Annotated in this window: 19 protein-coding genes and 1 tRNA gene; 9 read left to right on the top strand and 11 right to left on the bottom strand. The window is 70.8% G+C overall.

What is annotated here, in order from left to right:
* Nucleotides 1-53: 53 nt before the first annotated feature.
* From LXT12_RS27025 to LXT12_RS07220, 8 genes are all read right to left on the bottom strand, one after another.
* Entirely contained in the window at nt 54-3,938 is a 3,885-nt protein-coding gene (locus LXT12_RS27025; RefSeq protein WP_349255012.1) for a translocation/assembly module TamB domain-containing protein, read from the bottom strand.
* Nucleotides 3,935-5,749 (bottom strand): autotransporter assembly complex protein TamA, encoded by a 1,815-nt coding sequence (locus LXT12_RS07250; protein ID WP_233390764.1) that lies wholly within the window; start codon nt 5,747-5,749, stop codon nt 3,935-3,937. Before LXT12_RS07250 ends, LXT12_RS27025 begins: the two co-directional genes overlap by 4 nt.
* Nucleotides 5,746-6,942 (bottom strand): vWA domain-containing protein, encoded by a 1,197-nt coding sequence (locus LXT12_RS07245; RefSeq protein WP_233390763.1) that lies wholly within the window; start codon nt 6,940-6,942, stop codon nt 5,746-5,748. The genes LXT12_RS07250 and LXT12_RS07245 overlap by 4 nt, the downstream gene beginning before the upstream one ends.
* A gap of 79 nt (nt 6,943-7,021) precedes the next feature.
* On the bottom strand, nt 7,022-8,668 hold the full coding sequence (locus tag LXT12_RS07240; RefSeq protein WP_233390762.1) for a M28 family metallopeptidase: 1,647 nt from the start codon (nt 8,666-8,668) through the stop codon (nt 7,022-7,024).
* Nucleotides 8,668-10,674, bottom strand: a complete 2,007-nt coding sequence (locus LXT12_RS07235; RefSeq protein WP_233390761.1) for a S9 family peptidase — start codon at nt 10,672-10,674, stop codon at nt 8,668-8,670. Before LXT12_RS07235 ends, LXT12_RS07240 begins: the two co-directional genes overlap by 1 nt.
* On the bottom strand, nt 10,671-11,282 hold the full coding sequence (locus LXT12_RS07230; RefSeq protein WP_233390759.1) for a GNAT family N-acetyltransferase: 612 nt from the start codon (nt 11,280-11,282) through the stop codon (nt 10,671-10,673). Before LXT12_RS07230 ends, LXT12_RS07235 begins: the two co-directional genes overlap by 4 nt.
* The gene (locus tag LXT12_RS07225; RefSeq protein ID WP_233390757.1) at nt 11,279-11,506 is read right to left on the bottom strand and encodes a hypothetical protein; all 228 of its coding nucleotides are present in this window, start codon (nt 11,504-11,506) and stop codon (nt 11,279-11,281) included. Before LXT12_RS07225 ends, LXT12_RS07230 begins: the two co-directional genes overlap by 4 nt.
* The gene (locus LXT12_RS07220; RefSeq protein WP_233390755.1) at nt 11,506-12,360 is read right to left on the bottom strand and encodes an AAA family ATPase; all 855 of its coding nucleotides are present in this window, start codon (nt 12,358-12,360) and stop codon (nt 11,506-11,508) included. Before LXT12_RS07220 ends, LXT12_RS07225 begins: the two co-directional genes overlap by 1 nt.
* A 100-nt stretch (nt 12,361-12,460) precedes the next feature.
* Here LXT12_RS07220 and LXT12_RS07215 point away from each other — a divergent pair, with 100 nt between their 5' ends.
* From LXT12_RS07215 to LXT12_RS07200, 4 genes are all read left to right on the top strand, one after another.
* On the top strand, nt 12,461-13,105 hold the full coding sequence (locus tag LXT12_RS07215; protein ID WP_233390754.1) for a c-type cytochrome: 645 nt from the start codon (nt 12,461-12,463) through the stop codon (nt 13,103-13,105).
* Nucleotides 13,106-13,243: 138 nt separating this feature from the next.
* A complete protein-coding gene (locus LXT12_RS07210) occupies nt 13,244-14,479 on the top strand; it encodes a cyclic di-GMP phosphodiesterase (RefSeq protein ID WP_233390753.1) in 1,236 nt (411 codons plus the stop codon).
* 46 nt (nt 14,480-14,525) lie between these two features.
* Nucleotides 14,526-16,097: an ABC transporter substrate-binding protein gene (locus LXT12_RS07205; RefSeq protein ID WP_233390752.1), complete on the top strand. Its 1,572-nt coding sequence runs from the start codon at nt 14,526-14,528 to the stop codon at nt 16,095-16,097.
* Nucleotides 16,098-16,172: 75 nt separating this feature from the next.
* On the top strand, nt 16,173-18,086 hold the full coding sequence (locus tag LXT12_RS07200; protein WP_233390751.1) for a hypothetical protein: 1,914 nt from the start codon (nt 16,173-16,175) through the stop codon (nt 18,084-18,086).
* 414 nt (nt 18,087-18,500) lie between these two features.
* On the opposite strand, the gene LXT12_RS07195 is transcribed toward LXT12_RS07200, so the two are convergent.
* Together LXT12_RS07195 and LXT12_RS07190 are read right to left on the bottom strand one after the other, a co-directional pair.
* Nucleotides 18,501-18,590, bottom strand: a tRNA-Ser gene (locus LXT12_RS07195).
* A 14-nt stretch (nt 18,591-18,604) separates the two neighbouring features.
* Nucleotides 18,605-19,429, bottom strand: a complete 825-nt coding sequence (locus LXT12_RS07190) for a symmetrical bis(5'-nucleosyl)-tetraphosphatase (protein WP_233390750.1) — start codon at nt 19,427-19,429, stop codon at nt 18,605-18,607.
* 150 nt (nt 19,430-19,579) lie between these two features.
* On the opposite strand from LXT12_RS07190, the gene LXT12_RS07185 reads away from it, so the two are divergent.
* The 5 genes from LXT12_RS07185 to LXT12_RS07165 all read left to right on the top strand — a co-directional run bounded on the left by LXT12_RS07185 (nt 19,580) and on the right by LXT12_RS07165 (nt 24,876).
* A complete protein-coding gene (locus LXT12_RS07185; RefSeq protein WP_233390749.1) occupies nt 19,580-20,536 on the top strand; it encodes a PEP-CTERM sorting domain-containing protein in 957 nt (318 codons plus the stop codon).
* An 81-nt stretch (nt 20,537-20,617) separates the two neighbouring features.
* The gene (locus LXT12_RS07180) at nt 20,618-21,811 is read left to right on the top strand and encodes a glycosyltransferase (protein WP_233390748.1); all 1,194 of its coding nucleotides are present in this window, start codon (nt 20,618-20,620) and stop codon (nt 21,809-21,811) included.
* A 121-nt stretch (nt 21,812-21,932) separates the two neighbouring features.
* Nucleotides 21,933-23,237, top strand: coding sequence for a hemolysin family protein (locus LXT12_RS07175; protein WP_233390746.1), 1,305 nt, complete (start codon nt 21,933-21,935; stop codon nt 23,235-23,237).
* Nucleotides 23,234-23,971, top strand: a complete 738-nt coding sequence (locus LXT12_RS07170; RefSeq protein ID WP_233390744.1) for a SapC family protein — start codon at nt 23,234-23,236, stop codon at nt 23,969-23,971. The genes LXT12_RS07175 and LXT12_RS07170 overlap by 4 nt, the downstream gene beginning before the upstream one ends.
* A gap of 218 nt (nt 23,972-24,189) precedes the next feature.
* Nucleotides 24,190-24,876, top strand: a complete 687-nt coding sequence (locus tag LXT12_RS07165) for an N-acyl amino acid synthase FeeM domain-containing protein (RefSeq protein WP_233390742.1) — start codon at nt 24,190-24,192, stop codon at nt 24,874-24,876.
* 16 nt (nt 24,877-24,892) lie between these two features.
* Here the strand turns inward: LXT12_RS07165 and LXT12_RS07160 are convergent, their stop codons facing one another.
* Nucleotides 24,893-25,597, bottom strand: coding sequence for an aspartyl/asparaginyl beta-hydroxylase domain-containing protein (locus LXT12_RS07160; RefSeq protein ID WP_233390741.1), 705 nt, complete (start codon nt 25,595-25,597; stop codon nt 24,893-24,895).
* Nucleotides 25,598-25,622 lie beyond the last annotated feature (25 nt).

Below are 25,622 nucleotides of genomic sequence, written 5' to 3'. Positions count from 1 at the left end.
CTGGCGGCGCCCCCTTGAGGGGGAGGCGCGTCAGCGCCTCGGGGGTGGGTTATTCAGTTCCATTTCCACTGCCAGATCAGGTCCAGGGCGTTGTCGTCGCCGCCCTGGGCCCGCAGCGTGAAGCGCTGGGCGATGCGGTAGATGAGCTGCCAGGAGCCGGTCGTGGCGTTGAGGCCGCGCTCGTAGCCGACGTACCAGCGCCGCGAGATCTGCTTGCCCAGGCGGACGATGGTGGAGCGGGTGTCGTCGTCGCTCTGCGACAGCGACAGCTCGTCCAGGCCGAGGTTGCGCAGCACCTTGCCGGTGGGGCCTTCGCCCTCGCCGCTGAGCAGGGCCAGGGCGGCGCGCTGCAGCAGGGCGGTGTCCGTGCGGCCGAGGCCGTCGGGGCCGCGGCCGAGCAGCAGCCAGGACAGCTTGTCGGTGTCGGCCATCTCGGGCTCGGAATAGAGGCTGACGCGGGGCGCCAGCGCCGTGCCGCCGACGCGCACGCCGACGCGGATGTCGAGGTTGGGCCGCACCGCCAGCAGGTCCAGCGAGGGGTTGTCGTAGGCGCCGGTGAAGCTGATTGCGCCGCGCTCGATGTCCAGCTTCTGGCCGTAGGCGGCGTACTGGCCGCCGTCGGCGTCGAGGCGGCCGGTCACGCGCAGCGCGGTGGTGGCGCCCTGGGTGACCTGCAGCTGGCCGCGCAGCGTGGTCGACAGGCCGCGGCCCCGCACCTTGAAGTCGCGGCCGAAATCGAAGGCCAGGTTGACGAGGGTGTTGCGCGCCGCCTTGGGGGCCGGCGGCGCCGCGGGCGTGGCGTCGCGGGTGCCGCGCAGCACCGTCACGTCGTCGGCGAGGGCCGGCACGTCGGCGCGGCTGAAGTCGAACAGGCCTTCGTCGGCGCGCAGCTTGCCTTCCAGTTTGAGGCCCTTGGCGTCGAGGTCGAGGGTCGCGGCGCCGCTGGCGACGAGCCGCCGGTCCACCCGCGACAGCAGCCGCATGCGGTCGGCGGTCAGCTCGACGTGGGCGTTCGGCTCGGCGCCCAGCTCGGCCTTGCCGCGGGCGCGCACCCAGCCGTCGCCGCCGCGGGCTTCCAGCGTCGTCAGCTCGGCGTGCTGGCCCTTGAGGTCCAGCACGAAGCGGCCGTCGGTCAGGTCCACGCCGTAGAGCAGGTGGCGCAGCGAGAGGCCGTCGCCCTCGGCGCGGCCGTTCAGGCTCGGGGCGTTGAGCCGGCCGCCGAGCTGCACCGTGGCCGAAGCCCGGCCGCCCAGGCGCCACCCGGCCGGCACCCAGCTGCCCCAGGTGCCCAGGTGGGCGACGTTGGCCTGCAGCACGCCTTCGAGCGGCGTCTGCGCGTCGGGCCAGAGCCCCGCGGGGCGCAGGGTCAGCGCGCCGCCGAAGCTGCCCAGCTCCGCGCCGGCGATGCCCTGCGCGAAACGCCAGACGCCGTCGCGCACGTCGATGGCCAGGCGCAGGTCGGTCAGGCCGAGGGCGCGCTGGCCGAACTCGTCGGTGACGCGCAAGTCGCCGCCCTGGCGTTCGAGCAGCAGCTCGGCGGTGAGCCTGTCCTTGAACAGCAGCGAGGCGTGGCCGGCCATGCGCAGGTCGCCGCCCCAGCCGAAGTCGGGCTGCCAGCGCGCCATCAGCGGCGCGACGGCGAGGTCTTCGAGCTGCAGCTCGGCCCGCGCCTCGGGGTGCTCGCCGCCCGTCCAGCTCAGGGCCTGCCAGCGCACGAAGGCCCCGCCGACTTCGGCGCGGCCCGGCTCGGCCTCGAGCCGCGGGCCATCGGCCTGCCAGCGCAGGCCGATGTCGCTGGCGGTGAGCAGGGCCGGCGTGCCGGGGCGCAGCGGGCCGATGGCGAGCCTGGCGACGCGGCCGGTCCAGGCCTGGCCGTCCCAGCGGCCACGGGCCTGGACCTGGGCGTCGAGGGCCAGGTCCTGCGACTCGCGCGGGATGCGGCCCGTCACCTGGGCCTTGATGTCGTGGGCGCTGCGCCGGCCCTGCAGGTCGAGCTTGAAGCCGCCGAGCTGGGCCAGCGGGTCGCGCAGCTGGCTGACGTCGAGATTGAGCGCCACCGGCCCGTCGCCGTCGGCCCCGGGCAGGGGCAGCTCCCAGCGGGCCTTGGCGCTGGCGATCTGGGTGTCCAGGGCGCGGACCGACGCGAGGGCGAGCCGCCCGCTGCCGCCCGCCTGCCAGCCCTTGTCCGTGCGGACGAGCTGGTAGCTGCCGTCGCCCTCGCCCTGGCCGGCGATGGGGCGCTGCGAGAACAGCGCCAGCACGGGATTCAGTTCGGCCAGGACGCCGGCCTTGAGCGTCGCCGTGCCGGAGACGGCATCAGGCCGCGCCTGACCGCGTGTCTGCAGGCGCTGGCTGCCCAGGCGGGCGTCGATGTCGAAGGTGGCGGCGTCGGCCGGCCGTTCGCGCTGGGCGCCGGCGTGGCCTTCCAGGGCCAGCCCGGCGAACTGGCCGGGCAGCAGGCGGGCGTCGACGCGGCCGGCCAGCGTGGCCAGGCCGGTGCCGCGCAGGTCGAGGTCGGCGTCGGCGTTCAGGCGCGTGGGCCCCGGCAGGCGGGCCCAGGCCGAGCCCGGCGCGCCGCGCCAGAGCAGGTGAGGGTCGAACTGGCGCAACCGCGCCTTGAGCTGCGCGGCCCCGGCGGTGTCGACCTCGCCGCTGGCTTCCAGCGTGGCCTCGCCGCTGGCCAGGCGCGCCTGCTCGATGCGCCAGCGGCTGCCCTGGCCCTGGGCGCGGGCCTGCAGGCGCAGCGGGCGGCCTTCGAGGCTGCCGGCGAGGTCGAGGGTGACGCCCAGCGGGCCGGCCTTGCTGCCGGTGAGTGTGAGCGGGCCGTCGAGGCGGGCGGGCGTCGCGCGGGCGTCCAGGGCTTCGGGACGCAGGCCCTGCACGCGCGCTTCGAGGCGCCAGCTGCCGTCCGCCTCGTGCCGGCCCTGGCCCTTGACGCGGGCGCCGCCGGGCAGCTCGGCGTCCAGGGTGGTGAGGCGCAGGGCCGTGGGCTGGTCGGGGCGGGCGGCGAGGGCGATGGCGATGTGTTGGACGGGCAGGGCGCCCTGGTCCCAGCGGCCGGCGGCGGTGTTGCGCAGGTCGGCCTGGAGGGTGGCCTCGGCGTCGCGAGCGGGCGCCTTCAGCTTGGCCGAGCCGGTCAGCGCGGTGCGGGGCAGGCCGGGCATCAGTGCCGCGAGGTCCACGCCCTCGGCCTTCAGGGCCAGGGCGCTGACCGGCCAGGGTGCGAAGGGCTGCACCTCGGCCTCGGCCTTGAGGGTCTGGCGGGCGGCCTCGAGCTCGGCCTTGGCCTTGAGCCGGGCCAGCGGGCCGGTGGCGGCGGCGACGGCCAGCCAAGGCAGCTCGGTGGCTTCGCTCTGCTGCACGCGCAGCGTGGCGTCGGTCTGCATGGGCGCGGCGGCGGCGATGCGGGCCTCGCCGGCCAAGGCCAGGTGTTGCCAGCGCGCCGCCTTGAGCAGGACGTGATGGGTGCCGCGGCGGGGCAGGTCGAGCTGGGCGTCGAGGCCGAGCAGTGGCGGCTGGTCGGCCGCCCAGCTCAGGCGCGCGACGCGCAGGCTGGAGACGTGCACGCCCAGGGGCAGGGTGAGGTCGGCCGGCGGCGTCGTGGGCTCGGTGCTGGGCCGGGTGCGGATGGCGATGTCGTCCACCGACAGCTCGCGCGCCAGCAGCAGGCGCTCGCTGGGGCTCACGCCGAGGCCCGACCAGCGCAACCCGCGCAGCTCGGCCGTGCCGCCGGCCCAGGTCAGCACGAGGCGGCGGGCGCGGAACTCGCCCATCAGCGAGCCCTCGGGCGCCTCGATCTGCACGCCGGGCAGGTGCTGCATCAGCCAGGCGCCGCCAGATGGCCGGTGCAGCAGCCAGGCGATGAAGGCCGTGGCCAGCGCGATCAGCAATGCCAACGTGATCGCGAAGGCGCGAAGGATGCGAAGGGAGCGCCTCACAAGGTGATCCCCACGCTGAAGTGAAGCCGCCACTTGCCCGTCTCCTGCGCCCGCGCGAGGTCCACGCGCAGCGGGCCGACGGGGCTGCGCCAGCGCACGCCGGCGCCATAGCCGACGACGGCGCGGTAGTCGGTCCAGCGCGAGGCGGCGTTGCCGGCGTCGACGAAGACGGCGCCCCACAGGCTGGGCAGGCTCATCGTGAACGGGTGGGCCACCTCCAGGCTGCCGGTGGCGAGCACGCGGCCACCGACGGTCAGGCCGTCGCGCTTGGGACCCAGGCTGCGGTAGGCATAGCCACGCACGGACTCGTCGCCGCCGGCCAGGAAGAGCAGTTTCTCCGGCACGCCCACGCGCTCATGGGCCACCACCTGGGCCACCTCGGCGCGAGCCGAGCCGTACCAGTGCGAACCCAGAGGCTTGTAGACGCCGAGCTTGAACTGCATGCGGCCGAAGGGGCCGCTGTCGTCGGTGCCGCCGCCGCGCACCTGTCCGAGGCCGACCAGGGCCAGGGCCTGGTGGCCGTCGGTGGGCAGCAGGGTGCTGTCCAGGCGGCGGCGTATCCACTGCTGGTTGATGGAGATCGCCAGGTTGGTGTTGATCTCGTCGCCGGCCGTCTCGCGGGCGCGCAGCAGCTCGAGGTAGGTCAGCCTTTCGTCGCGCGTGGATTCGTAGAGCCGGCCCAGCCGCACGCCGAGGTTGGTGGCGATGGTGTCGCCGGTGCGGTCCTGCTCGAACTGCAGCGAGGCGAGGTTGCGGTGCAGGTCGGGCTGCGGATGCGAGCTGAGCTCGACCTCGGCGCCGCGCAGGTCGCGGCTGAGCTGGAGCTTGGTGCGCGCCCGCATCGGCAGGTCGAAGGGCCGGCGGTGCAGGTGCTCGACGCTGATGCTCTGGCCGGTGTTGCTGTGGTAGCCGACGGCCACCGTGGCCTGCTGCAATGACGACTCGGTCACGCTGACCAGCACGGGGTTGGTGCCGTCGGCGTCCAGGGTCTCGGGCTGCAGCTGCACGCGCACGGCGTCGAAGAGCTGGGTCTTGGCCAGGCGCTCCTGGAACTCGGCGAGCTTCTGCTCGGTGTAGCCGTCGCCGTGGGCGAAGCCGGCCAGGCGCTCGATGGTCTCGCGGTCCTGCCGCTTCAGGCCTTCGATGCGAAGGGCGCCGAGGCGGGCGCGGTTGCCGCTGGCCAGCACCACACGCAGTTCGGCGGTCTGGGTGTCGGGGTCGACGCGTGCGGCCGTCTCGGCCCAGCGGGCCAGCGGAAAGCCGCCCGAGCGGGCCTGCAGCAGCAGGTCGCTCTTGGCCGAGGCCCATTGCGACTGCGTGAACGGCGTGCCTTCCTTCAACGGCCAGGCGCGGCGCAGTGTGTCGCGCAGGGATTGCGCCGCGTCGTCGGCCAGGCCCTCGGTGAATTCGATCTCGACCTTGCCCACCCGCGTCAGCGGCCCGGGCGTGACGGACAGGCGCAGCCGGGTCTCGTCCTCGGTGTCGTGATCGACGTCGGCCTTGGCGTTGAAATAGCCTTCCGTCTCCAGCAGGGCCTCGGCCTGGGCGGGTGCGGCGCTGGCCAGGCGGGCGAGCTCCACGCGGCTCAATGCCGCCTGGCTGGCGCGGTAGCGGGCGAGGTCGAGGTTCTGCTGCAGCAGGTCGCGCAGGCGGTTGCCGCCATCGCCCTCGACGCGGATGTCGAGGCTGTAGACGGCCGGGGCGTCGGCCGGCACGTCGGGCGCCGGCGGGGCGGGCGGCTGGGGCGGGGGGCGGGTGGCGCAGCCGCTCAGCCAGGCCGCGAGCAGCAGCGCGCCGGCAAGACGCATCATTTGCTGAGGAGTCGCATCGCGCCTTCGAGGCCGGAGAGGGTCAGCGGGAACATGCGCTGCTGCATCAGTTGCTGGATCAGCGCGATGCTCTGCCGGTACTGCCAGACGCCTTGCGGCTCGGGGTTGATCCACGCGTAGTGCGGGAAGGCGTGGGTGAGGCGCTGCAGCCATTCGGCGCCGGCCTCGTCGTTGTTGTATTCGACGCTGCCGCCGGCCTGCAGGATCTCGTAGGGGCTCATGGTCGCGTCGCCGACGAAGATGAGCTTGTAGTCCTTGTTGTACTTGCGGATGAGATCGAAGGTGGGCAGCTTCTCGGCGAAGCGGCGGCGGTTGTTCTTCCAGACGAAGTCGTAGACGCAGTTGTGGAAGTAGTAGAACTCGAGGTGCTTGAACTCGCTCTTGCAGGCCGAGAACAGCTCCTCCACGCGATGGATGTGTTCGTCCATGGTGCCGCCCACGTCCATCAGCAGCAGCACCTTGACCTTGTTGTGGCGCTCGGGCTGCATGCGGATGTCCAGCAGGCCGGCGTTGGCGGCGGTGCCGTGGATGGTGCCGTCGAGGTCGAGCTCCAGCTCCGAGCCCTCGCGGGCGAAGCGGCGCAGCCGGCGCAGCGCGACCTTGATGTTGCGGGTGCCGAGCTCCAGCGTGTCGTCGTAGTCGCGGTAGGCGCGCTGCTCCCAGACCTTGACGGCGCTCTTGTTGCCGCCGCCGCCCTTGGCGCCGATGCGGATGCCCTGGGGGTTGTAGCCCGAGTTGCCGAAGGGGCTGGTGCCGCCGGTGCCGATCCAGCGGTTGCCGCCTTCGTGGCGCTCCTTCTGCTCCTCGAAGCGCTTCTTCAGCGTCTGCATCAGCTCGTCCCAGCCCATCTTCTCGATGGCGGCCTTCTGCTCCGGGGTCAGCTCGATCTCGAGGTTCTTGCGCAGCCACTCCAGCGGCACGTCGGCGGTGAAGTCGGTCAGCATCTCCACGCCCTTGAAGTAGGCGGCGAAGGCGCGGTCGAACTTATCGTACTGGGTCTCGTCCTTGACGAGGCTGGCGCGGGCGAGGAAGTAGAAGTCGTCGATGGAGGCCACGCCGCCGTCTTCGGGCGAGGCGATGACGCCGGCCTTCAAGGCCTCCAGCAGGGTCAGGTACTCGGGCACCGTCACCTTGAGCTTGGCGGCTCGCAGCGTGTAGAAGAACTGGATCAGCATGACGGCGCGGGCAGGGGCGGCGGGTTGAAAACGATTATGCAGTGAGGGCCGGCGCCGTCGCGTAGGCGCACAGGCCGCCTCAGCGCCTGGCGGCGTAGAGCTCGCCGAAGAAGTCGCCGGGGTTCCAGCGGGGACGATGCGGCTCGTGCGACAGCTGGCGCAGCAGCTCCACGTGCAGCTGGGCGAAGCGCTGGGCGGCCCGCCAGTGGAAGGGTTGCGCGAGGTCGTCGCCGGGCTGGTGGTAGCGCTGGCGGCGGAAGTCGCGCATCAGGGCGTTGCCGTCCTCGCGCGGGTCGAAGGAGGCGCCGCCCGGGCCGAGGATGAGGGCGGGGATGCCGCGGCGCACGAAGCTGTACTGGTCGGAGCGCGTGAAGCGGCTCTGCTCGGGCATGGGGTCGTCCACCACGGCCAGGCCGAGGCGCCGGGCCGCTACCGCGACGGCCTGGCCGAGCGACGAATGCTCGGCGCCGAGGGCGACGACCTCGCGGAAGTCGTGCAGCAGGATGGGCATGTCGATGTTGACGTCGGCCACCAGGGTCTCGGCCGGCAGCGGCGGGTGCGCCGCCAGGCAGGCCGAGCCCAGGCTGCCTTTCTCCTCGGCGGTCAGCGCGGCGACGAGGATGGAGCGTTCGGGCGCCGGGCCGGCGGCCAGCACGCGGGTGGCCTCCAGCAGCGTGGCCATGCCGATGGCGTTGTCCATCGCGCCGGGGTAGACGATCTCGCCCTGCGGGCCGGTCTTGTGGCCGAGGTGGTCGAGGTGGGCGGTGAGCAGCAGCACCTCGTGCCTGAGCCGCGGGTGCCGGCCCTCGATGAGGGCGACGACGTTGTGGCTGAGCGCCTCGCTGAGCACGCTATCGCGCACCAGGCGCGCCGACAGGCCCAGCGCCCCGCGCGGCAGGGGCCGGCCGGCCTCGGCGTCGGCGACCAGGGCGGTGAAGTCCGGCGCCAGCGCCGCCATCAGCCGCGGCGCCGCCTGCAGGCTGACCGTGGCGAAGGCCTGCAGGCCGGCGATCTCGCTGCCACCGCGGCCGTCGGGCCGGCGCCAGTCCATCGAGAGGCTGTCGGCGTACTGGCGCGAGGCATGGAAGGGGGCGGCGATCTCGCTGCGCGGCGTCGCCAGCGAAATGAGACCCACGGCGCCGCGGCTGACGGCCAGCTCGGCCTTGGTGCGGCCGTTGCCGAAGTGGGCGCCTTCCTCGGTCGGCAGCTGCGGCGGGCGGCCGGAGAGCACGACGACGATGCGGCCGGCCACGTCCAGGCCGGCGTAGTCGTCCAGGCCGAAGCGCGGCGCCTCGATGCCATAGCCGACGAAGGCGAGTGGCGCCTGCACCTCGCTGCGGGGCGTGGACAGGTCGGGCCGGGTGGCGAACTCGTCGAGGTAGGCCAGGCGTTCGCAGGCGTCGCCGCGGCAGAGTTCCAGTACCGGCGTCGTGGCCGCGAGCCGCGCCGTCTTCAACGCCACGGGCAGGGCGTAGCCGCCGGCCTCACCCAGGGGCTTCAGGCCCATCTGGGCGAACTGGCTGGCCACGTAGCGGGCGGCCAGCTCGAAGCCGCGGGTGCCGGCCTCGCGGCCCTGCAGCAGCGGGTCGGCCAGAAAGCGCAGGTGGGCTTGCAGGCGGCGGACCTCGGCCTGCGCAGGCTGCGGTTTGCGCGCCCAGGCGGCACCGGGCAGGACCGTGCCGGCCGCCGCCGCGGCCAGGGCGTCGAGCAGATGGCGGCGGCGCATCAGCGGCGCGGCAGGTGGCGTTGCAGCCAGGCGAAGAACTCGCCGTACCAGAGCCGGCTGTTGCGGGGCTTGAGCACCCAGTGGTTCTCGTCGGGGAACCACACCAGCCGCGCGGGCACGCCCTGGCTCTTGAGCGTGTTGTAGTAGGCCAGGCCCTGGGCGTCGGGCACGCGGTAGTCGAGCTGGCCGTGGATGACGAGGGTGGGCGTCGCGAACTGCCTGGCGAAGCTGACCGGGCTTTGCGCGGCCACCTTGGCGGGGTCGTCCCAGTAGGCGGCGCCGAGCTCCTTGCGGTGCCAGCTGCAGGCGTCGTCGGCATACATGGCCTGCCAGTCGAAGCAGCCGGCGTGGCAGACGTAGGCCTGGTAGCGGCCGGCCGGCACGTGGCCGTTCATCCACGCCACCATGTAGCCGCCGTAGCTGCCGCCGGTGGCGACGATGCGGCGGCTGTCCACCCACGGCCTGGCCAGCAGCCAGTCGGTCGCGGCCTCGATGTCCTGCAGTTCGTACTCGCCCCAGTGGCCGGTGATGCTGTCCAGGAACTCGAAGCCGAAGCTGGAGGAGCCGTGGTAGTTGACGCAGGCGACGACGTAGCCCTGGGCGGCGAAGACCTGGTGGTTCCAGCGCCAGTGCCAGCTGTCGCCGAAGGCCGTGTGCGGGCCGCCGTGGATGACGTGCATGACCGGCCACTTGCGCCGGGCGCTGAAGCCCGGCGGGTGGATGAGCCACATCTGCACATCGTCGCCGCGGGCGCCGGTGAAGCTGACCTCCTCGTGGCGGCCGAAGCGGTGGGCCGCCAGGCGCTCGTCGTTGAGGGCCTCCATGCGGCGGACGGCGCCGTCGCCGTCGAGCACCGACAGCCGCGGCGGGAACTGCACGCTGTCGTGGTTGACGGCGATGAAGCCGCCGCGGGCGTCGAAGCTGCCGACGTGGCCGCCCTCGAAGACGATGTCGGCGCGCCGGTCGCCCAGGGCGAACTGCCACAGATGGCGGCGGCCGCGGTCCTCGGCGGTGAAGAGCACGGCCTGGTCGTCCTCGGCCCAGCGCAGCGGTGCGCTGACCTCGTGGTCCCAGCCCTCGCTGAAGACGGCCCAGCGGCCGTGCTGGTCGAGCACCGCGAGCTGCGTCGGGCGGTTGTGGCCACGGGCCTGGTGGCTGGCGAGGAAGGCGAGGTGGGCGCCGCCATGGCTGTAGCGTGGCGCGCTGAAGTCCCAGTCGCCGTCGCGCAGCAGGGTCTGCACCTGGCGCGTGCGGACGTCGATCTCGGCCAGGGCGAAGCGGTTGTCGAGCTGCTTCTCGGCGGCGGGGTCGAAGGCGAAGACGATGCGGCGGCCGTCGGGCGAGATGTCGAAGGCGTTGGCGTCGGGCTCGGCGCGGCCCAGCTCGAAGGGCGTTCCCTCGAACAGGTCGCGCGCCTTGCCGGTGGCCACGTCCATCACGTGCAGGTGGGGCACGCGGCCCATGGGGATGTGGTGGTCCCAGAAGCGGTAGAGGGCCTCGTCGGTGACGTAGGCCGTCTCCTTGCGGGCCTTGAACTCGCGCAGGGCCTCGGCCTGTTCGGCGGCCTTGCGGTCGGGCCAGACCCATGCGACGAAGGCGATGCGGCGGCCGTCCGGGAACCACTTGAAGGCCTCGACGCCGCCAGGCACCTGGCCCACGCGCCGCGCCTCGCCGCCGTCGGGCGGGATGACGTAGAGCTGGGCCTCCTCGTCCTTGACGCCGGCCTGCTCGCGCTTGGCGACGAAGGCGATCAGGTCGCCGCGCGGGCTCCACTGCGGGTTGCCGTCCTTCTCGCCCGCCTCGGTCAGGCGGCGCGGCTCGCCGCCCAGAGTGGAGAACAGCCACAGGCTGCTCTGCGCCTTGTTGGTCTCCATGGAGTAGCGGGTCACGCCGGCCACGGCCTGGGCGCCGTCGGGGCCGAGGCTGGCCTCGCCGATCCGGTCCAAGGCCCAGAGCGCATCGACGGTGAAGGTCGGTTCGGCGGAGGCCTTGGCTCTTTGCTTCATGGTCGCTGTCGGGTCAGTTGCCAGTTCAGGTGGGCCTTCACCTCGGGCCATTCGCCGGCGGTGAGGCTGTACATCACGGTGTCGCGCACCGTGCCGTCGCGGCGCAGGGCGTGGTGGCGCAGCACGCCGTCGCGCTTGGCGCCCAGGCGCTCGATGGCGCGCTGCGAGGCGTGGTTGAAGTTGTCGGTGCGCCAGCCGACGAGGGCGGCGCCCAGGGTCTCGAAGGCGTGGGTCAGCAGCAGCAGCTTGGCCGTCGTGTTGACGGCGGTGCGCTGCACGCGGGCGGCGTACCAGGTGTAGCCGATCTCCAGGCGGGCGATGGCCGGCACGATGTCGTGGTAGCTGGTGGAGCCCAGCACCTCGCCGGTGGCGGCGTCCAGCACGGCGAAGGGCAGGCGGTGGCCCGCGGCCTGGCCGGCCAGCGCGGCCTCGACGTAGGCGCGCGTCTGGGCGGGCTCGGGCACGCTGGTGAAGCGCAGCTGCCACAGCTCGCCGTCGGCCGCGGCGGCCTGCAGGCCGGGCACGTGGTCCAGCGTCAGCGGGACGAGGCGGATGGGGCCGGCGGCCAGGGTCACCGGTTCGACGGGGCGGCGCAGCGCTGCACTCATGGCTGGCGGTCTTTCAGGATGAGGCGCCGCGCCAGCCAGCGGCCGGCGCCGCTGCCTGCGACGATGAGCAGCAGGCCGAGCAACTGGGCGGCGTTCCACTCGGCGCTGGCGATGAAGTCGATGCCGAACTGGCGGCCCAGCCACCAGCCCGCCAGGGCGCCGCCGACGAAGCCGATGGCGTCGGCCAGGCCCTCGCGCAGGGCGCGGTTCAGGTCCTGGGCCATCAGCGGTTGGTCCGCTGCATGAACACCAGCTTCTCGAACAGGGTCAGGTCCTGCTCGTTCTTCAGCAGGGCGCCCACCAGCGGCGGGATGCCGACCTTTTCGTCCTTGGCCTGCAGGGCTTCCACCGGCACGTCCTCGGCCACCAGCAGCTTGAGCCAGTCGATCAGCTCCGAGGTGCTGGGCTTCTTCTTGAGGCCGGGGAGGTTGCGCACGTCGTAGAAGTTCTTGAGCGCGGCGGCGAGCAGGTCCTTCTTGAGCGTCGGGAAGTGCACGTCGACGATCCGGCCCATGGTCTCGGCGTCGGGGAACTTGATGTAGTGGAAGAAGCAGCGGCGCAGGAAGGCGTCGGGCAGCTCCTTCTCGTTGTTGGACGTGATGAAGACCAGCGGCCGGTGCCGCGCCTTGACGAGCTGGCGCGTCTCGTAGACGTAGAACTCCATGCGGTCGATCTCGCGCAGCAGGTCGTTCGGGAACTCGATGTCGGCCTTGTCGATCTCGTCGATGAGCAGCACCACCGGCCGGTCGGCCTCGAAGGCCTGCCAGAGCACGCCCTTGACGATGTAGTTCTCGACGTGGCGGACGCGGTCGCTGCCCTCGATGCCGGCGAGCTGGCTGTCGCGCAGCCGGCTGACGGCGTCGTACTCGTACAGGCCCTGCTGGGCCTTGGTCGTGCTCTTGATGTGCCACTGCAGCAGCGGCATGTCCAGCGCCCGGGCGACCTCCTCGGCCAGCATGGTCTTGCCGGTGCCGGGCTCGCCCTTGATGAGCAGGGGGCGCTGCAGCGTGGCCGCGGCATTGACCGCGAGCATCAGGTCGGCGGTGGCGACGTACTGGTCGGAACCTTGGAATTTCATGGGGGAAAACCGGGACAAAACCGGGGCTGGAAGGGGGCCGGTCCAGTATAGGAGCCCTCCTATAATCGCCGCCGCTCAAGAACACGAACCCCTGGGGACCATGAAAAAACTGCTGCAGATCTCGCTCGCCCTGGCCACTGCTTTCGGTGCTTTCAGCGCCCAGGCCCAGGACGTGAAGGCGGGTGAGAAAAAGATTGCGATGTGCATTGGTTGCCACGGCATTCCGGGCTACCAGGCCAGCTTCCCGGAGATCCACAAGGTCCCGATGATCGCCGGCCAGAACGCCAAGTACATCGTCTCCGCCCTGCAGGCCTATGCCAAGGGCGACCGCAAGCATCCCACCATGCGCGGCATCGCCGGTTCGCTGTCCGAGCAGGACATGAACGACATCGCCGCCTTCTACGCCCAGCAGGCCAAGCTGCCCGCCGTGGCCGACACCATCCCCGCCGCGCCCGCCAACGTGGCCGAGCTGCTGACCAAGGGCGCCTGCGTGTCCTGCCACGGCGCCAACTTCAGCAAGCCCATCGACCCGGGCTACCCCAAGCTCGCCGGCCAGCATCCCGACTACCTCGCCGTGGCGCTGAAGGCCTACAAGACCGAGCAGAACAACACCGTCGGCCGCAGCAACGGCGTGATGGCCGGCCAGGTCAAGCAGTTCAGCAATGCCGAGCTGAAGGCCATCGCCAGCTACATCGGCACCCTGCCGACCGAGCTGGCCACCGTGCCGCAAAGCAAGTTCCGCTGAGCCGCCCGGCGCGCCGAGAAGCCGCCCCGCGAGGGCGGCTTTTTCATTTCTCCGGCGGAAACGTGCAGGGCTGCACGGTGGAGGTAGCGATTTTTTACTTTTGGCGATCGATACTCCCTGGCGAGCATAGATGCCGCCATGTTGAAAAAGATCCCGACGTCCGAAGCGAGACTGGGCATGTATCTCCAGGCGATGGAGGGAGCGTGGCTCTCCCATCCCTTCTGGAAGACCAAGTTCGTGCTGACCGATCCGGTCGACCTCGCAGCCCTGCAGGCCAGCGGCGTGCCGGCCATCTGGATCGACATCGACAAGGGGGCTGACTTGTCGTCCGCGGCGACCGAGGCCGCCGAGCCCGCCGCCGTTGCCGAACCCGTCGCGGAGCCGGAGCCGGCCATGCCGGTCGCGTCCCCCGCGCTGCCCGAGCTGGTCAGCATGGAAGAGGAGCTCGACCGTGCCGCCCAGGTCCTGAACCGGGCGCGCGAGGCCGTCACGGCGCTGTTCGGCGAAGCCCGCCTCGGCAAGGCCATCGACACCGAGGTCTGCCTGCCCATCGTCGACGAGGTGACCAGCTCGCTGGCGCGCAACCCGTCGGCCTTCCTGAGCCTCGCCCGGCTCAAGAACAAGGACAACTACACCTACATGCATTCGGTCGCCGTCTGCGGCCTGATGGTGGCCCTGGCGCGCCACATGGGCCTGGACGCTGCCGCCCAGCGCGAGGCGGGCCTGGCCGGCCTGCTGCACGACGTGGGCAAGATGCAGATGCCGCTGGAGGTGCTGAACAAGCCCGGCGCGCTGACCGACGCCGAGTTCAGCGTGATGCGCAGCCACCCCGAGCGCGGCTGGGAGCTGCTGAAGGACGGCGCCAAGGTGCCGGCCTCGGCGCTGGACGTCTGCCTGCACCATCACGAGAAGATCGACGGCACCGGCTACCCGCACAAGCTCGCGGGCGACCAGATCAGCCTCTTCGCCCGCATGGGCGCCGTCTGCGACGTCTACGACGCCATCACCTCGACGAGGCCCTACAAGTCGGCCTGGGACCCGGCCGGCTCGCTGCAGCGCATGGCGCAGTGGAAGGGGCAGTTCGACCCCGTCGTCTTCCAGGCCTTCGTGAAGAGCGTGGGCATCTATCCCGCCGGCACCCTGGTGCGCCTGCAGTCCGGGCGCCTGGCGGTCGTCATCGACCAGAACCCCGCGTCGCTGATCACGCCGCGGGTCAAGGTCTTCTACTCGACCAAGTCCGGCATGCCCATCCCCGTGCAGTTGCTCGACCTGTCCGCCCCCGGCGCCAGCGATCGCATCATCGGCCGCGAGCCGCCCGAGAACTGGGGCTTTACCCATCTCGAAGAACTCTGGAACCCCAACGCAAAGCGGTGAATGCGGGGCCTCCTAAACTGGCTGCCAGAGCCGTTGGGAGAAGACGATGATGAAACGATGGATGGTGGCCACCCTGCTGGGCCTGGCCCTGGGCGCCTCAGCGCAAACCCTGCGCTGGGCCGGCGCGGGCGACCCGCAGACCATGGACCCGCACTCGCAGAACGAGAGCCTGACCAATGCCGTCAATGGCCAGATCTACGAGCGCCTGACCAACCGCGACGCCAAGCTCGCCCTGGTGCCGGGCCTGGCCACGCAATGGACGCAGACCGGCGCGCTGAGCTGGCGCTTCAAGCTGCGCCCGGGCGTCAAGTTCCACGACGGCACGCCGCTCACGGCCGACGACGTGGTCTTCTCGGTTCAGCGCGCCAAGGAGCCCACCTCCCAGATCGCCAACTACGCCAATGCCGTCGGCACGCCGCGGCGCGTGGACGACCTGACGGTGGACTTCCAGCTCGCCACCTTCGATCCCATCTTCCTGCAGCATATCGACCAGCTCTGGATCATGAGCCGCAAGTGGTGCGAGGCCCATCGCGTCACCCGGCCGCTGGACTTCAAGAACAAGGAGGAGAGCTTTGCCGCCTTGAACGCCAACGGCACGGGGCCCTTCATGCTGGCGAGCCGCCAGCCCGGCATCAAGACGGTGCTCAAGCGCAACCCCAACTGGTGGGGCCGCTTCACCGGCAACCTGCAGGAGGTCGTCTTCACCCCCATCGCCAGCGACGCCACGCGGCTGGCGGCCCTGGTGTCGGGCGAGATCGACTTCGTGCACGACCCCGCGCCGCGCGACGTGGCCCGGCTGCGCAACACGGCCGGCGTCAAGATCATCGACGGCCCCGAGAACCGCCTCGTCTTTATCGGCATGGACCAGGCTCGCGACAAGCTGCTCTACGGCCGCGTGCCTGGCGACCGCAATCCGTTCAAGGACGTGCGTGTGCGCCGTGCCCTCTACCAAGCCATCGACATCGAGGTGCTGCGAACCAAGCTGATGAGCGGCATGTCCCTGCCCACCGGCGGCCTGACGCCCTCCAGCACGGCCGCCTTCGACGACCCGGCCCTGGAGACGCGCCTGCCCCACGACTTGGCCGCAGCCCGCAAGCTCATGGCCGAGGCCGGCTTTGCCGACGGCTTCGAGGTGACGCTGGACTGCCCCAACAACCGCTACATCAACGACGAGCAGATCTGCTCGGCCCTGGCCGCGATGTGGGCCCAGCTCAAGGTCAAGGTCAAGGTCAACGCCATGCCGCGGGCCCTCTACTTCCCCAAGCTGGAGAAGCTCGACACCAGCCTCTACCTCTACGGCTGGGGCGGCAGCGTGACCGACGCCGAGACCGTGCTCACGCCGCTGTACCGCAGCCGCGGCGACAAGGGCGTGGGCGACTACAACTTCGGCAATTTCCGCAACGACAAGGCCGACGCCCTGGCCGCGCAGTCCAGCGTCGAGCCCGACGCGAGGAAGCGCGAGTCCGAGATCCGCGGCGCGCTGGCCGCGCTGCGCGAGCAGGTCAACGTCATCCCGCTGCACCGCCAGGTCATCCCCTGGGCGGCGCGGGCCCACGTCACGCCCGTGCACCGGCCCGACAACTGGCTCGAACTCGCCTGGGTGCAGATCAGCCGCTGATTTCGGCCTCTTAACGGCCCACCGCGGCCTGCTGGCGGCGGCACACTGGCACGAGCCCCGCTCCACGCCCGTGCCATGCCGTTCCGCCTCGCCGCCCTCATCCTGACCTTGGCCCTCGCCGCTTGCGGCGGTGGAGGCGGCAGCGCCGGCACGCCGGTGACCGACACGCCCCCGACGCTGCGCGGCGTGGCCGCCACGGGCGCCCCGCTGGTCAACGCCAAGGTCAGCGTGGTGGACGGCCAGGGCCGGGCGGTGGGCTCGGCCACGACCCAGGCGGCCGACGGCAGCTACAGCCTGACGCTGACACTCAACAGCCCGACGGCGCCCCTCTTCATCCAGGCCCGCGGCATGGACGCCGCCGGCAACATGCAGGTGCTGCACTCCACGGTGCCGGCGATCAGCGCCGCCATGGTGGGCCACGTCACGCCGCTGACCAATGCCATCGTGGCCCTGGCCCTGGGCACCGAGCCCGCGCCGGTGTTCGCGGCGGCCTCCAGCAGCGCCAGCCAGCTCAGCCAGCTCGCCACGGCCGCACCGGCCGCGGGCGACTTCCTCAAGACCCTCGTCAAGACCCAGCTGACCGATCTCAAGGTCACCGACGCCAAGGCCCTGGACCTGCTCGCCGACGCGAGCTTCGCGGCCAACAAGGGCGCCCACGACCTGCTGATCGAGAGCGTCCGCGTGGACCTGGCCCGCTCCAGCCGCAACGTGCCGGTGCTGCAGGTGGCCAACAAGTTCCTCGCCGGCACCGCGCCCGAGGTCGTGGTGGAGCTGCCCACCGCCCAGACCGAGCTGCTCAAGACCGCCGGCACGCCGGCCAACGCCATCACCTCGACGCTGAAAGCCGCCACCAGCGCCACGACCCTGCTGGGCAACCTGCCGGGCCTGGACGACCTGGGCGCGGCCCTCAACCAGCTCATCGCCCAGGGCCGTGACGTGAGCACCATCCTCACCAACGCCCTGGTCACCGGCTACGACAAGCACAACGGCCGCAGCAAGACCGACCTGGCCGGCATCCTCTCCACCTACACCACCGCGAACCGCCAGTTCGGGCGGTTCCAGCTGCTCGGCTGCGCCGACGACACGCCGGCCACCGGCAACTGCAGTAAGGTGCTGGTGGCGGCGGCCATCAGCGACTCCAGCGGCACCGTCGTCGACCTCTTCAGCGATGTGGTCAGCTACAACAAGTCGGCCACCACCACCAACAAGTGGAACCTCGTCGGCAACGGCAAGAAGCTGGCCGTCGCCGTGCATCCGCTGGCCTTCACGGCGCTCAACGCCGACGGCACTACCGACACGGCGCTGTCGCCCAACCCCGGCATCGGCCTGCAGGTCGAGATCCAGGCGCAGACGCCCGACCCCATCCCCACCAACCCGCCGGTGCAGCTGCTGAGCTCAGCGACCTTGCAACTCCCCAGCGGCTTCAGCATCGCCTTCGGCTACTGCGGCCGGCCGATGCTGTGCCTGTCGTCCACGCCGGGCGCCACCAACCTCATCCCGACGGGCGGCGTCGGCGACCTGGCCATCCAGCGCTCCGCCGTCGGCTGGGTCGGCAGCGCCGACAGCCTGCGCGGCGCCAAATACCTCGTGAACTACACCATCTCCGGCGTGGCCGAGACGCGCAACGCCTACCTGCGCGCCGACGTCGTCGGCGACCCCGCGGCGACGCGCTTTCCCACCCTGGACGGTCTCACCACCAACCTCACGCTGCGCGCCGTCGACCTGCAGAGCGGCAGCTATGCCATCAACTGGGCGGCATGGGCGGCGGCCAACCCGGACCTGCGACTCATCGAGATCAAGCGCGTCTTCACCCCCACGGCCGGCGGCACGCCGACCGTGCTGGACACCACCGTGCCCCTGCCGCCCAAGACGACGGCCACCCTGAGCACGGGCTACACGCCGACGGCCTCGGTCAAGTCGGAGCTGTGGCTGCAGGCCGTGGACGGGCAGGGGAGGCGGCTGCATACGAGGTATACGGGGCAGCTTTGAAATAGTGGCGGCGCGCCCTGACTTCCGTGGCGGGGCGACGATGCCTGCGGGTTGCGTCACCAACGCGACGCTGATGTGTCGTGAAACGCTTTGCGCGACAACCTATTTGTCGCAATACTGGCCCGAGCAAATCGTCGCAGATATGCCCCGTATCACCCCACCCGAAGGGCTGGACGCGCTGGTCAATCTGATCGGCGCATGTCAGTTCGGTAGGTTTGGGTGAGCCTGCGAACCCCGACGTCATGATCGGCCGAATTCGCTTGGGGTCACTGCGTTCACCCCAACCTACCGCGTTGCTGTGCAGCGCTGAGCAACCGGTGTGACCCAGCCGATCCAGGCTGGGGAGTTACACCACGCTATGAAGTCGCGCGGTCGCTGACAAACGACAAGTTTGAGTTATCGCCATCCAGTCGGTGGCGGAGGCTGTGAGATTCGAACTCACGGGCCGTTTGACCGGCCGACGGTTTTCAAGACCGTTGGGTTAAACCACTCCCCCAAGCCTCCGAGGGTCGCGCATTCTACGAGCCCGGCTTCTGCGCCTGCTCGCAGTCGACCTGGATGATCTCGCGCCGCGCGCCGTCCACGCGTGCTGCCGTCAGCCGGCCGCCCCAGACGCAGCCGGTGTCCAGGCCCAGCAGGGTGGGCCGGTCGAGCAGGCCCAGGGTCGACCAGTGGCCGAAGGCGATGGGGGTGTCGGCAGTGCGCCGGCCGGGCGCTTCGAACCACGGCATGAAGCCATCAGGGGCGGCGCCGGCGCCGTCCTTGGTCTTGAAGTCCATCTCGCCATCGGCGGTGCAGAAGCGCAGCCGCGTCAGCACGTTGACCGTGAAGCGCAGCCGCGCCGTGCCAGCCAGGGCGGGGCTCCAGCGGGCGGGCTGGTTGCCGTACATCTCGTGCAGGAAGCCGGGCAGGTCGTCACTGCGCAGCACGGCTTCCACTTCGGCGGCCAGGGCCAGGGTGTCGTCGCGGCTCCACGGCGGCACCACGCCGGCATGCACCATCAGCCAGCCGGCCTCGAAGACGGCCATGCGTTGGTGGCGCAGCCAATCGAGCAGGGCGGGGCGGTCGGGGGCGGCGAGGATGTCGTCGAGGGTGTCGCCGCGATGCACGTGGCGCACGCCGTGGGCCGCGGCCAGCAGGTGCAGGTCGTGGTTGCCGAGCAGGCAGGTGGCCGCGTCGCCCAGGCCCTGCAGGCGGCGCAGGGTCGTGAGGGAGCAGGGGCCGCGGTTGACGAGGTCGCCCAGCAGCCAGAGGCGGTCCCGCGAGGGCGAGAAGTCGATGCGGGCCAGCAGCCGCTCGAAGGCGTCGCAGCAACCCTGCAGGTCACCGATCAGGTAGTTCATGGCGCCATGCTAAGGGCCGTGGGGCTGTCGGCTTTCTTGACAGTGGCGTGAACTATTTGGAGACGTGGTTCGCAAGCCCTTGACGCTCAAGGGGTTTTTCTGGTGGCGCGAATTTTGCAGAAACCCCGCCGTTCATCAACCGGAGACCCTATGTACGACGACATCCCCGTGCCGCGCGCCAGGCTGCTGAGCCTGCTCGTGGCGGTGGCCTGCGGTGGCCTGAGCGCCACTGCGGCGGCCGATCCCACCATCACGCTGCTGGCGCAGTACGCGCTCAACGGCGCCACGCCGGCGGATGCGCTGCCCGAGGGCTCGCTGTTCACGTCGCCCACCGGCGCCGACTTCTACATGAACAAGGCGGATGGCGCGTCCAGCGTCTTCTTCCACACCTACGGCTTCACGGGTGGCTCGACGTATTTCGGCGCTCGCGCCTCCGGCGAAGGTGCCGACTTCTACGCCCGCACCAGCTCGCTCTACACCGGCACCTACACCAACGACACCGGCAGCGTCATGCTGCTGAACTTCTCCTTCAACGTCGACGGCGGCGAAGTGGCCCTGTGGGGCGAGGGCGTGGGCACGGCCAACACGCGGCTGCAGATCCGCCGTAACGGCGTGGTCGTGAGCCAGGGCGACACCCTCGTGACGCAGACGGCCTCGGGCGTGACCTGCTCGGAGAACGACATCGGCGCGCTCGGCGCCTGGGCCAGCTGCGGCGCGGCCGACGCCAACTACGTCTACGGCGCGGGTGGCGCCTACTCGGTGGACATGGGCCTCGTCGGCATCGGCGAGACCATCACCATCGACTACGACATCGTGTCCATGGTCAGCGGCCAGTACCTGAGCGGCGCGGTCAGCTCGGGCAACTGCTACGGCGGTTATGGCGGTTACGGCCTCGTGGAGGTGCCGTACACCCAGTGCGTCAGCTACAACGGCATTGCGCGCTCGGGCGACCCGTTCAACGGCGCTCAGCCCTTCGACACGGCCGACTTCGCGCTCACGGCCACCGCGGTATCCCTGCCCGAACCGGGCAGCCTGGCGCTGCTGGGGGCGGCAGGCGGGGGCTGGTGGCTGAGCCGGCGGCGCAAGGCCCGGCCTGCCACGGACTGACGCCGGCGCGTCCGGCATCGCGGCAAGCGGCACCCACGGGGTGCCGCTTGTCTTTCGTTCCCACCCCTAGACTCGCGCGCCATGGCTCGCTTCGCATTCATCTGGGAACTCGGCGGCGCCTATGGCCACCTCGGTCGCATGATCCCGGTCGCCCGGGAGCTGCGCCGGCGCGGCCATGAGGCCGTCTTCATCATCCGCGAGCTGGTCGAGGCCGAGCGCCTGCTCGGGCCGCATGGCTTCAGCTGGTTCCAGGCGCCGCTGTGGATAGGCCGGGTCATGAAGCTGCCCGACCCCCTCAGCCATGCCGAGCTGCTGATGCAGTTCGGCTTCCTCGACCCGCCGGCCTTGCTGAGCATCTGCCGCGCCTGGCGCAACCTGCTCGGCCTGCTGAAGGTGGATGCGCTGGTGTTCGACTACTCGCCCACAGCCGTGCTGGCCAGCCGGGGCCTGGGCCTGCCGCAGCTCAACCTGGCCAACGGTTTCCAGGTGCCGCCCGCGGCCCGGCCGTTGCCGCCGCTGCGCTGGTGGCAGAAGGCGCCGGCCGCGCGGCTGCTGGATTCCGAGCAGCAGGTGATGCATGTCGCCAACCAGGTGCTCTACGAGCTGGGTGCGCCGCCCGTCGAGAGCGTGCTGGACATCCTCTCGGGCAGTCCCGACGTCTTCGCCACGCTGCCGGAGCTGGACCACTACCCCGACCGCGCCGGCGGAGATTTCGTCGGCCCCATCTTCGACCTCGGCCGTGGCGAGGCGGTGCGCTGGCCGGCCAAGGGCGCGCTCAAGGTGTTCGCCTATCTCAAGCCCGACTACGGCGCGCTGGAGCCGCTGCTGGCGGCCCTGCGCCAGCTCGACGCCAGCGTGCTGGTGCACGTCCCCGGCGTCTCGCGGCGTACCGTGGAGAGCTTCTCCGCCGACAACCTCGCCATCTCGCGCCAGCCGCTGGACATCGAGCAGGTGCGCCGCGGCTGCGACCTGGCGGTGCTGCATGCCGGCATCAGCACGGTGGCGGCCATGCTGCTGGCGGGCAAGCCGGTGCTGCTCTTCCCGCAGCAGCTGGAGCAGACGATGTTCGCCCGCAGCGTCGAGGCCCTAGGCGCGGCGGTGGTGATCCCGGAGGCGGCGGCGGGCCAGTTCCCGCGGCTGCTCAAGCGCGCGGTGGCCGACGCCTCCCTCGCCGACAAGGCCCGGCAGTTCGCCGCCAAGTACGAGGGTTATGAGCAGGCCCAGGCGATACGCGCCGTGGCCGACCGCTGCGAAGCCCTGCTGGTGCCGCGCTGAAAGTTGGCCGTCCGGGCAGCCTCGGGAATGCGTGATGGGCGCCGTCACGGCCATCTGCTAGGCTCCCGGGCTTCGTTTTTGACCCCGCGTCGCCTCGGGTTTTCCGGCGGCGGCGCTTTCGATGGATACCGCCCTCGTTCTCTTTCTGATCCTCGTCAACGGCCTGTTCGCGATGTCCGAGATGGCCTTGACCGCCAGCCGCAAGGCCAGGCTGCAGGTGATGGTGGAAAGCGGCGAGGGGGGCGCGCAGGCCGCCATGGACCTGCACGAGAACCCGACCAAGTTCCTCTCCACGGTCCAGATCGGCATCACCGGCATAGGCGTGCTCAACGGCATCGTGGGCGACGCGGCCTTCTCGGGCCCGCTGTCGCACTGGCTGACCGAGACCTTCGGCCTCAACCCGCACGCCACAGACATCGCGGCCACGGCCCTGGTCGTCGTCATCATCACGCTGCTGACCATCGTCTTCGGCGAGCTGGTGCCCAAGCGGGTGGGCCAGATCTACCCCGAGACGGTGGCCCGGCTGGTGGCGCCGACGATGAACTTCATCTCCATCGCGGCCCGGCCGCTGGTGAAGTCGCTGAGCTTCATGACCGAGGCGACCCTCGGCGTGCTCGGCCTGCGCAACAAGGGCCAGCGCGGCGTGACGGAAGAGGAGATCGCCGCCAGCCTGGAGGAGGGCCGGGACGCCGGTGTCATCGAGGAGCACGAGCACCAGATGGTGCGCAACGTCTTCCGCCTGGACGAGCGCCAGATCGGCTCGATGATGATCCCGCGGGCCGAGATCGCCTGGCTGGACGCCGACGCCACGCCCGCCGAGGTGCTGGCGGTGCTGCGCGAGCATGGCTTCAGTCGCTACCCGGTCTGCCGCGGCGGCCTCAACGACGTGCTGGGCGTGGCCTCGGCGCCGGCCCTGCTGGCCCGGTTGCTGGACGGCAAGGCCCTGGACCTGACCGAGGGGCTGGAGGCCCCGCTCTTCGTGCCCGAGACGCTGTCGGGCATGGAGCTGGTCGAACATTTCCGCGTGTCCGCGGCGCCCCTGGTCTTCGTCGTCGACGAGTACGGCGAGGTCCAGGGCGTGATCGCGGTGCGCGACGTGCTGGAAGCCATCGCCGGGGAGTTCAACGCCCCGAGCGACGGCGACTCCTGGGCGGTGCAGCGCGAGGACGGGAGCTGGCTGTTCGACGGCCTCATCCCCGTGCCCGAGCTGAAGGACCGCCTGGAGCTGAAGGAACTGCCCGAGGAGGACCGTGGCCGCTACAACACCCTGGCGGGCATGGTCATGCTGTTGCTGGGGCGCTTGCCGCGCACGGCTGACGTGGTGGAGTGGAACGCGTGGAGATTCGAGGTCGTGGACCTCGACGGCAAGCGTGTGGACAAAGTGCTGGTCAGTCGTCTGGCCGAAGAAACTGGAGAGAAAACATGAGCAACCCCCCGATGTACGGCGAACTGCTGCCGCTGGACCGTGAAGTCCACAAGAACCTGAAGCTGGACACCAGCCAGACCGTCGTCACGCGCGTGGCCGACCAGAACTCGGTCTTCCTGGCCGCCGTCGAGTTCGGCGACGCCTGCAAGGAATACCCCATCGTCTTCGTGCGCGCCGGCGAGGGCGGCCCCGACGGCAAGCCCGCCGTCGCGCCGCTGGCGGTGCTGGGCCTGAAGTCCGGCGTCAACCTCTTCGTCGAGGGCAACGAGTGGAAGGGGAACTACGTGCCCGCCTACGTGCGCCGCTACCCCTTCGCCATGGCCCGCCTCGACGGCAACGCCAACAACCTCGCCGTCTGCTTCGACAGCAAGTGGGCCGGCTTCAACGAAACGACCGGCGAGGCCCTGTTCAAGGACGGCCAGCCGACCGAGTTCCTGCAAGGTGCCAAGACCTTCCTGGAGAACTTCGAGCAGGAGACCGAGCGCACCCGCCTCATCTGCAACCTGCTCGTGGAGATGGAGCTGCTGCAGGACATGCGCTTCGAGGCCACGCTGCCCAACGGCGAGAAGCTGGACGTGGAAGGCTTCCTGGCCCTGGACGAGAAGAAGTACGCCGAGCTGCCGGACGACAAGGTCCTTCAGCTGCACCGCAACGGCCTCATCGCCCTCGTCGAGATGCATCGCCTCTCGATGACCAACATGAACCGCCTGGCGGCCCGGCACGGCGGCGCCTGAGCCGGCTGCGCTCCGCACGAAGGCCGCTCACGCGGCCTTTTTTACGGCCGGCCGGCTGCGGCTTCGCCCGTCGACGGCCTGGGGTCACCCATTCGAGGGGCAGGAAAACCCGGCCGATCAGGGAATACACATGTATCGTTCTGTGTCCGCCAGGGAAAAGTCACATTCGAGTCCCTAGACTCGCCGGCTCGGTGCGTTGGGCGCCAAGGATGCAGTCGATGATCCCCTCTTTCAAAGAAAGCAGCCGCTCGCCGCTGAATCCCTTCGGCGGCCCGCCGCTGGAACTCAACAGCGATTTCGGCGCCCTGGACGGCGAGGCGCTGGGCCTCGTCGAGCGCCGTTATGGCGACCGGGGCCTGCTCGTCACCCGGGAGCGCTACAGCAGCCGCAACGAGGACGGCGACATCGTCTGCACCGCCAAGGATGGCGACAACATCGTCGGCACCCTGTCGGTGCGCTTCGACGGGCCCGGCGGCCTGCATGCCGACCTGCTCTTCGGGGCCGAGATCGCCGAGTGGCGCTCGGCGCGCGTCAAGCTCTGCGAGTTCGGCGGCCTGGCCGTCGACAAGCATTCCCACGATCCCAAGCGCGTGCTGGCCCAGATCTTCCACCTCGGCTACCTGCATGCCCATCGCAAGGCGCGCTGCGAGCGCCTGGTCATCGAGGTCAACCCGCGCCACGTCGCCTTCTACCGGCGCTGGCTGGGCCTGCTGCCCTACACCACGGCCCGCCACAACCCGCGTGTCAACGCGCCGGCGGTGCTGATGAGCGTGGACTTCGCCACGGTGCGCGAGCAGATCGCCCTGCTGGGCGGCCGTCCCGAGCTGCTGGCCTCGGCGCGCAGCCTCTACCCCCTGGCGTGGGACGAGGCCACCGAGGCCGCCATGCTGGCCAAGCTGCCCTGAACCCAGGTCATTTCGTTCACATCAGGTCGCCGCTGTAGCGGTCGGCCTTGGCCACGACCTTCTTGCCGTAGAGCGGTGCGGCCAGCCCCCACAGCACAAAGTTGTTCACCAGCCGCGGCAGCAGCGGCAGGGGCCGCGGGATGTCCACGATCAGCACGATGCGCGGTTCCGTCGCCTCGTTGACCACCTCGTGCGGCCAGGAGTCGTCGAACATCACGCCCTCGCCCTCCTTCCAGACGTAGTCCTGCCCCGCGACGCGGATGCGCGGCGGATTCACCCGCGGCACGCGGATGCCGAGGTGGTAGCGCAGGTAGCCGACGTAGGGGCCGTCGTGCTCGGGGATGGACTTGCCCGGGTCCAGCACCGAGAAGAAGGCCTGCAGCACGCCCGGCACCTGGGCCAGCGCCGCACAGGTGGCGGGGCAGCGGGCGCGGTTGGCGTCGGGCTTGTGCCCGAGCAGCTCCAGCATGAACACCTTCCAGTCGCCCGCCGTGGTGGCCGAGATCTCGGTCGCGGGGCGGTTGACGTCGTGGTAGCGCGGCATCGCCACGCCGCCCGACAGCAGGGCATCGCACTCCGCTCGGATGAGTGGGTAGGCCCGCTCCAGCGCCCGCAGCTCCGGGCAGATGTCGTCGATGTCAAAGAAGACGGGCCGTTGCTCGTGGCCGGCGTAGCGCAGCAGCAGGTTGTTGACCGCGCGCTTGGGGGCGTGATAGTCCATGAACGTGGATCGGTACAGCAGTGGA

Source organism: Pelomonas caseinilytica, from assembly GCF_021353235.1.
Taxonomy (GTDB): Bacteria; Pseudomonadota; Gammaproteobacteria; order Burkholderiales; family Burkholderiaceae_C; genus Pelomonas; species Pelomonas caseinilytica.
The sequence above is the reverse complement of the archived record's forward strand: the minus strand, read 5'-3'. Positions and strand labels throughout refer to the sequence as shown.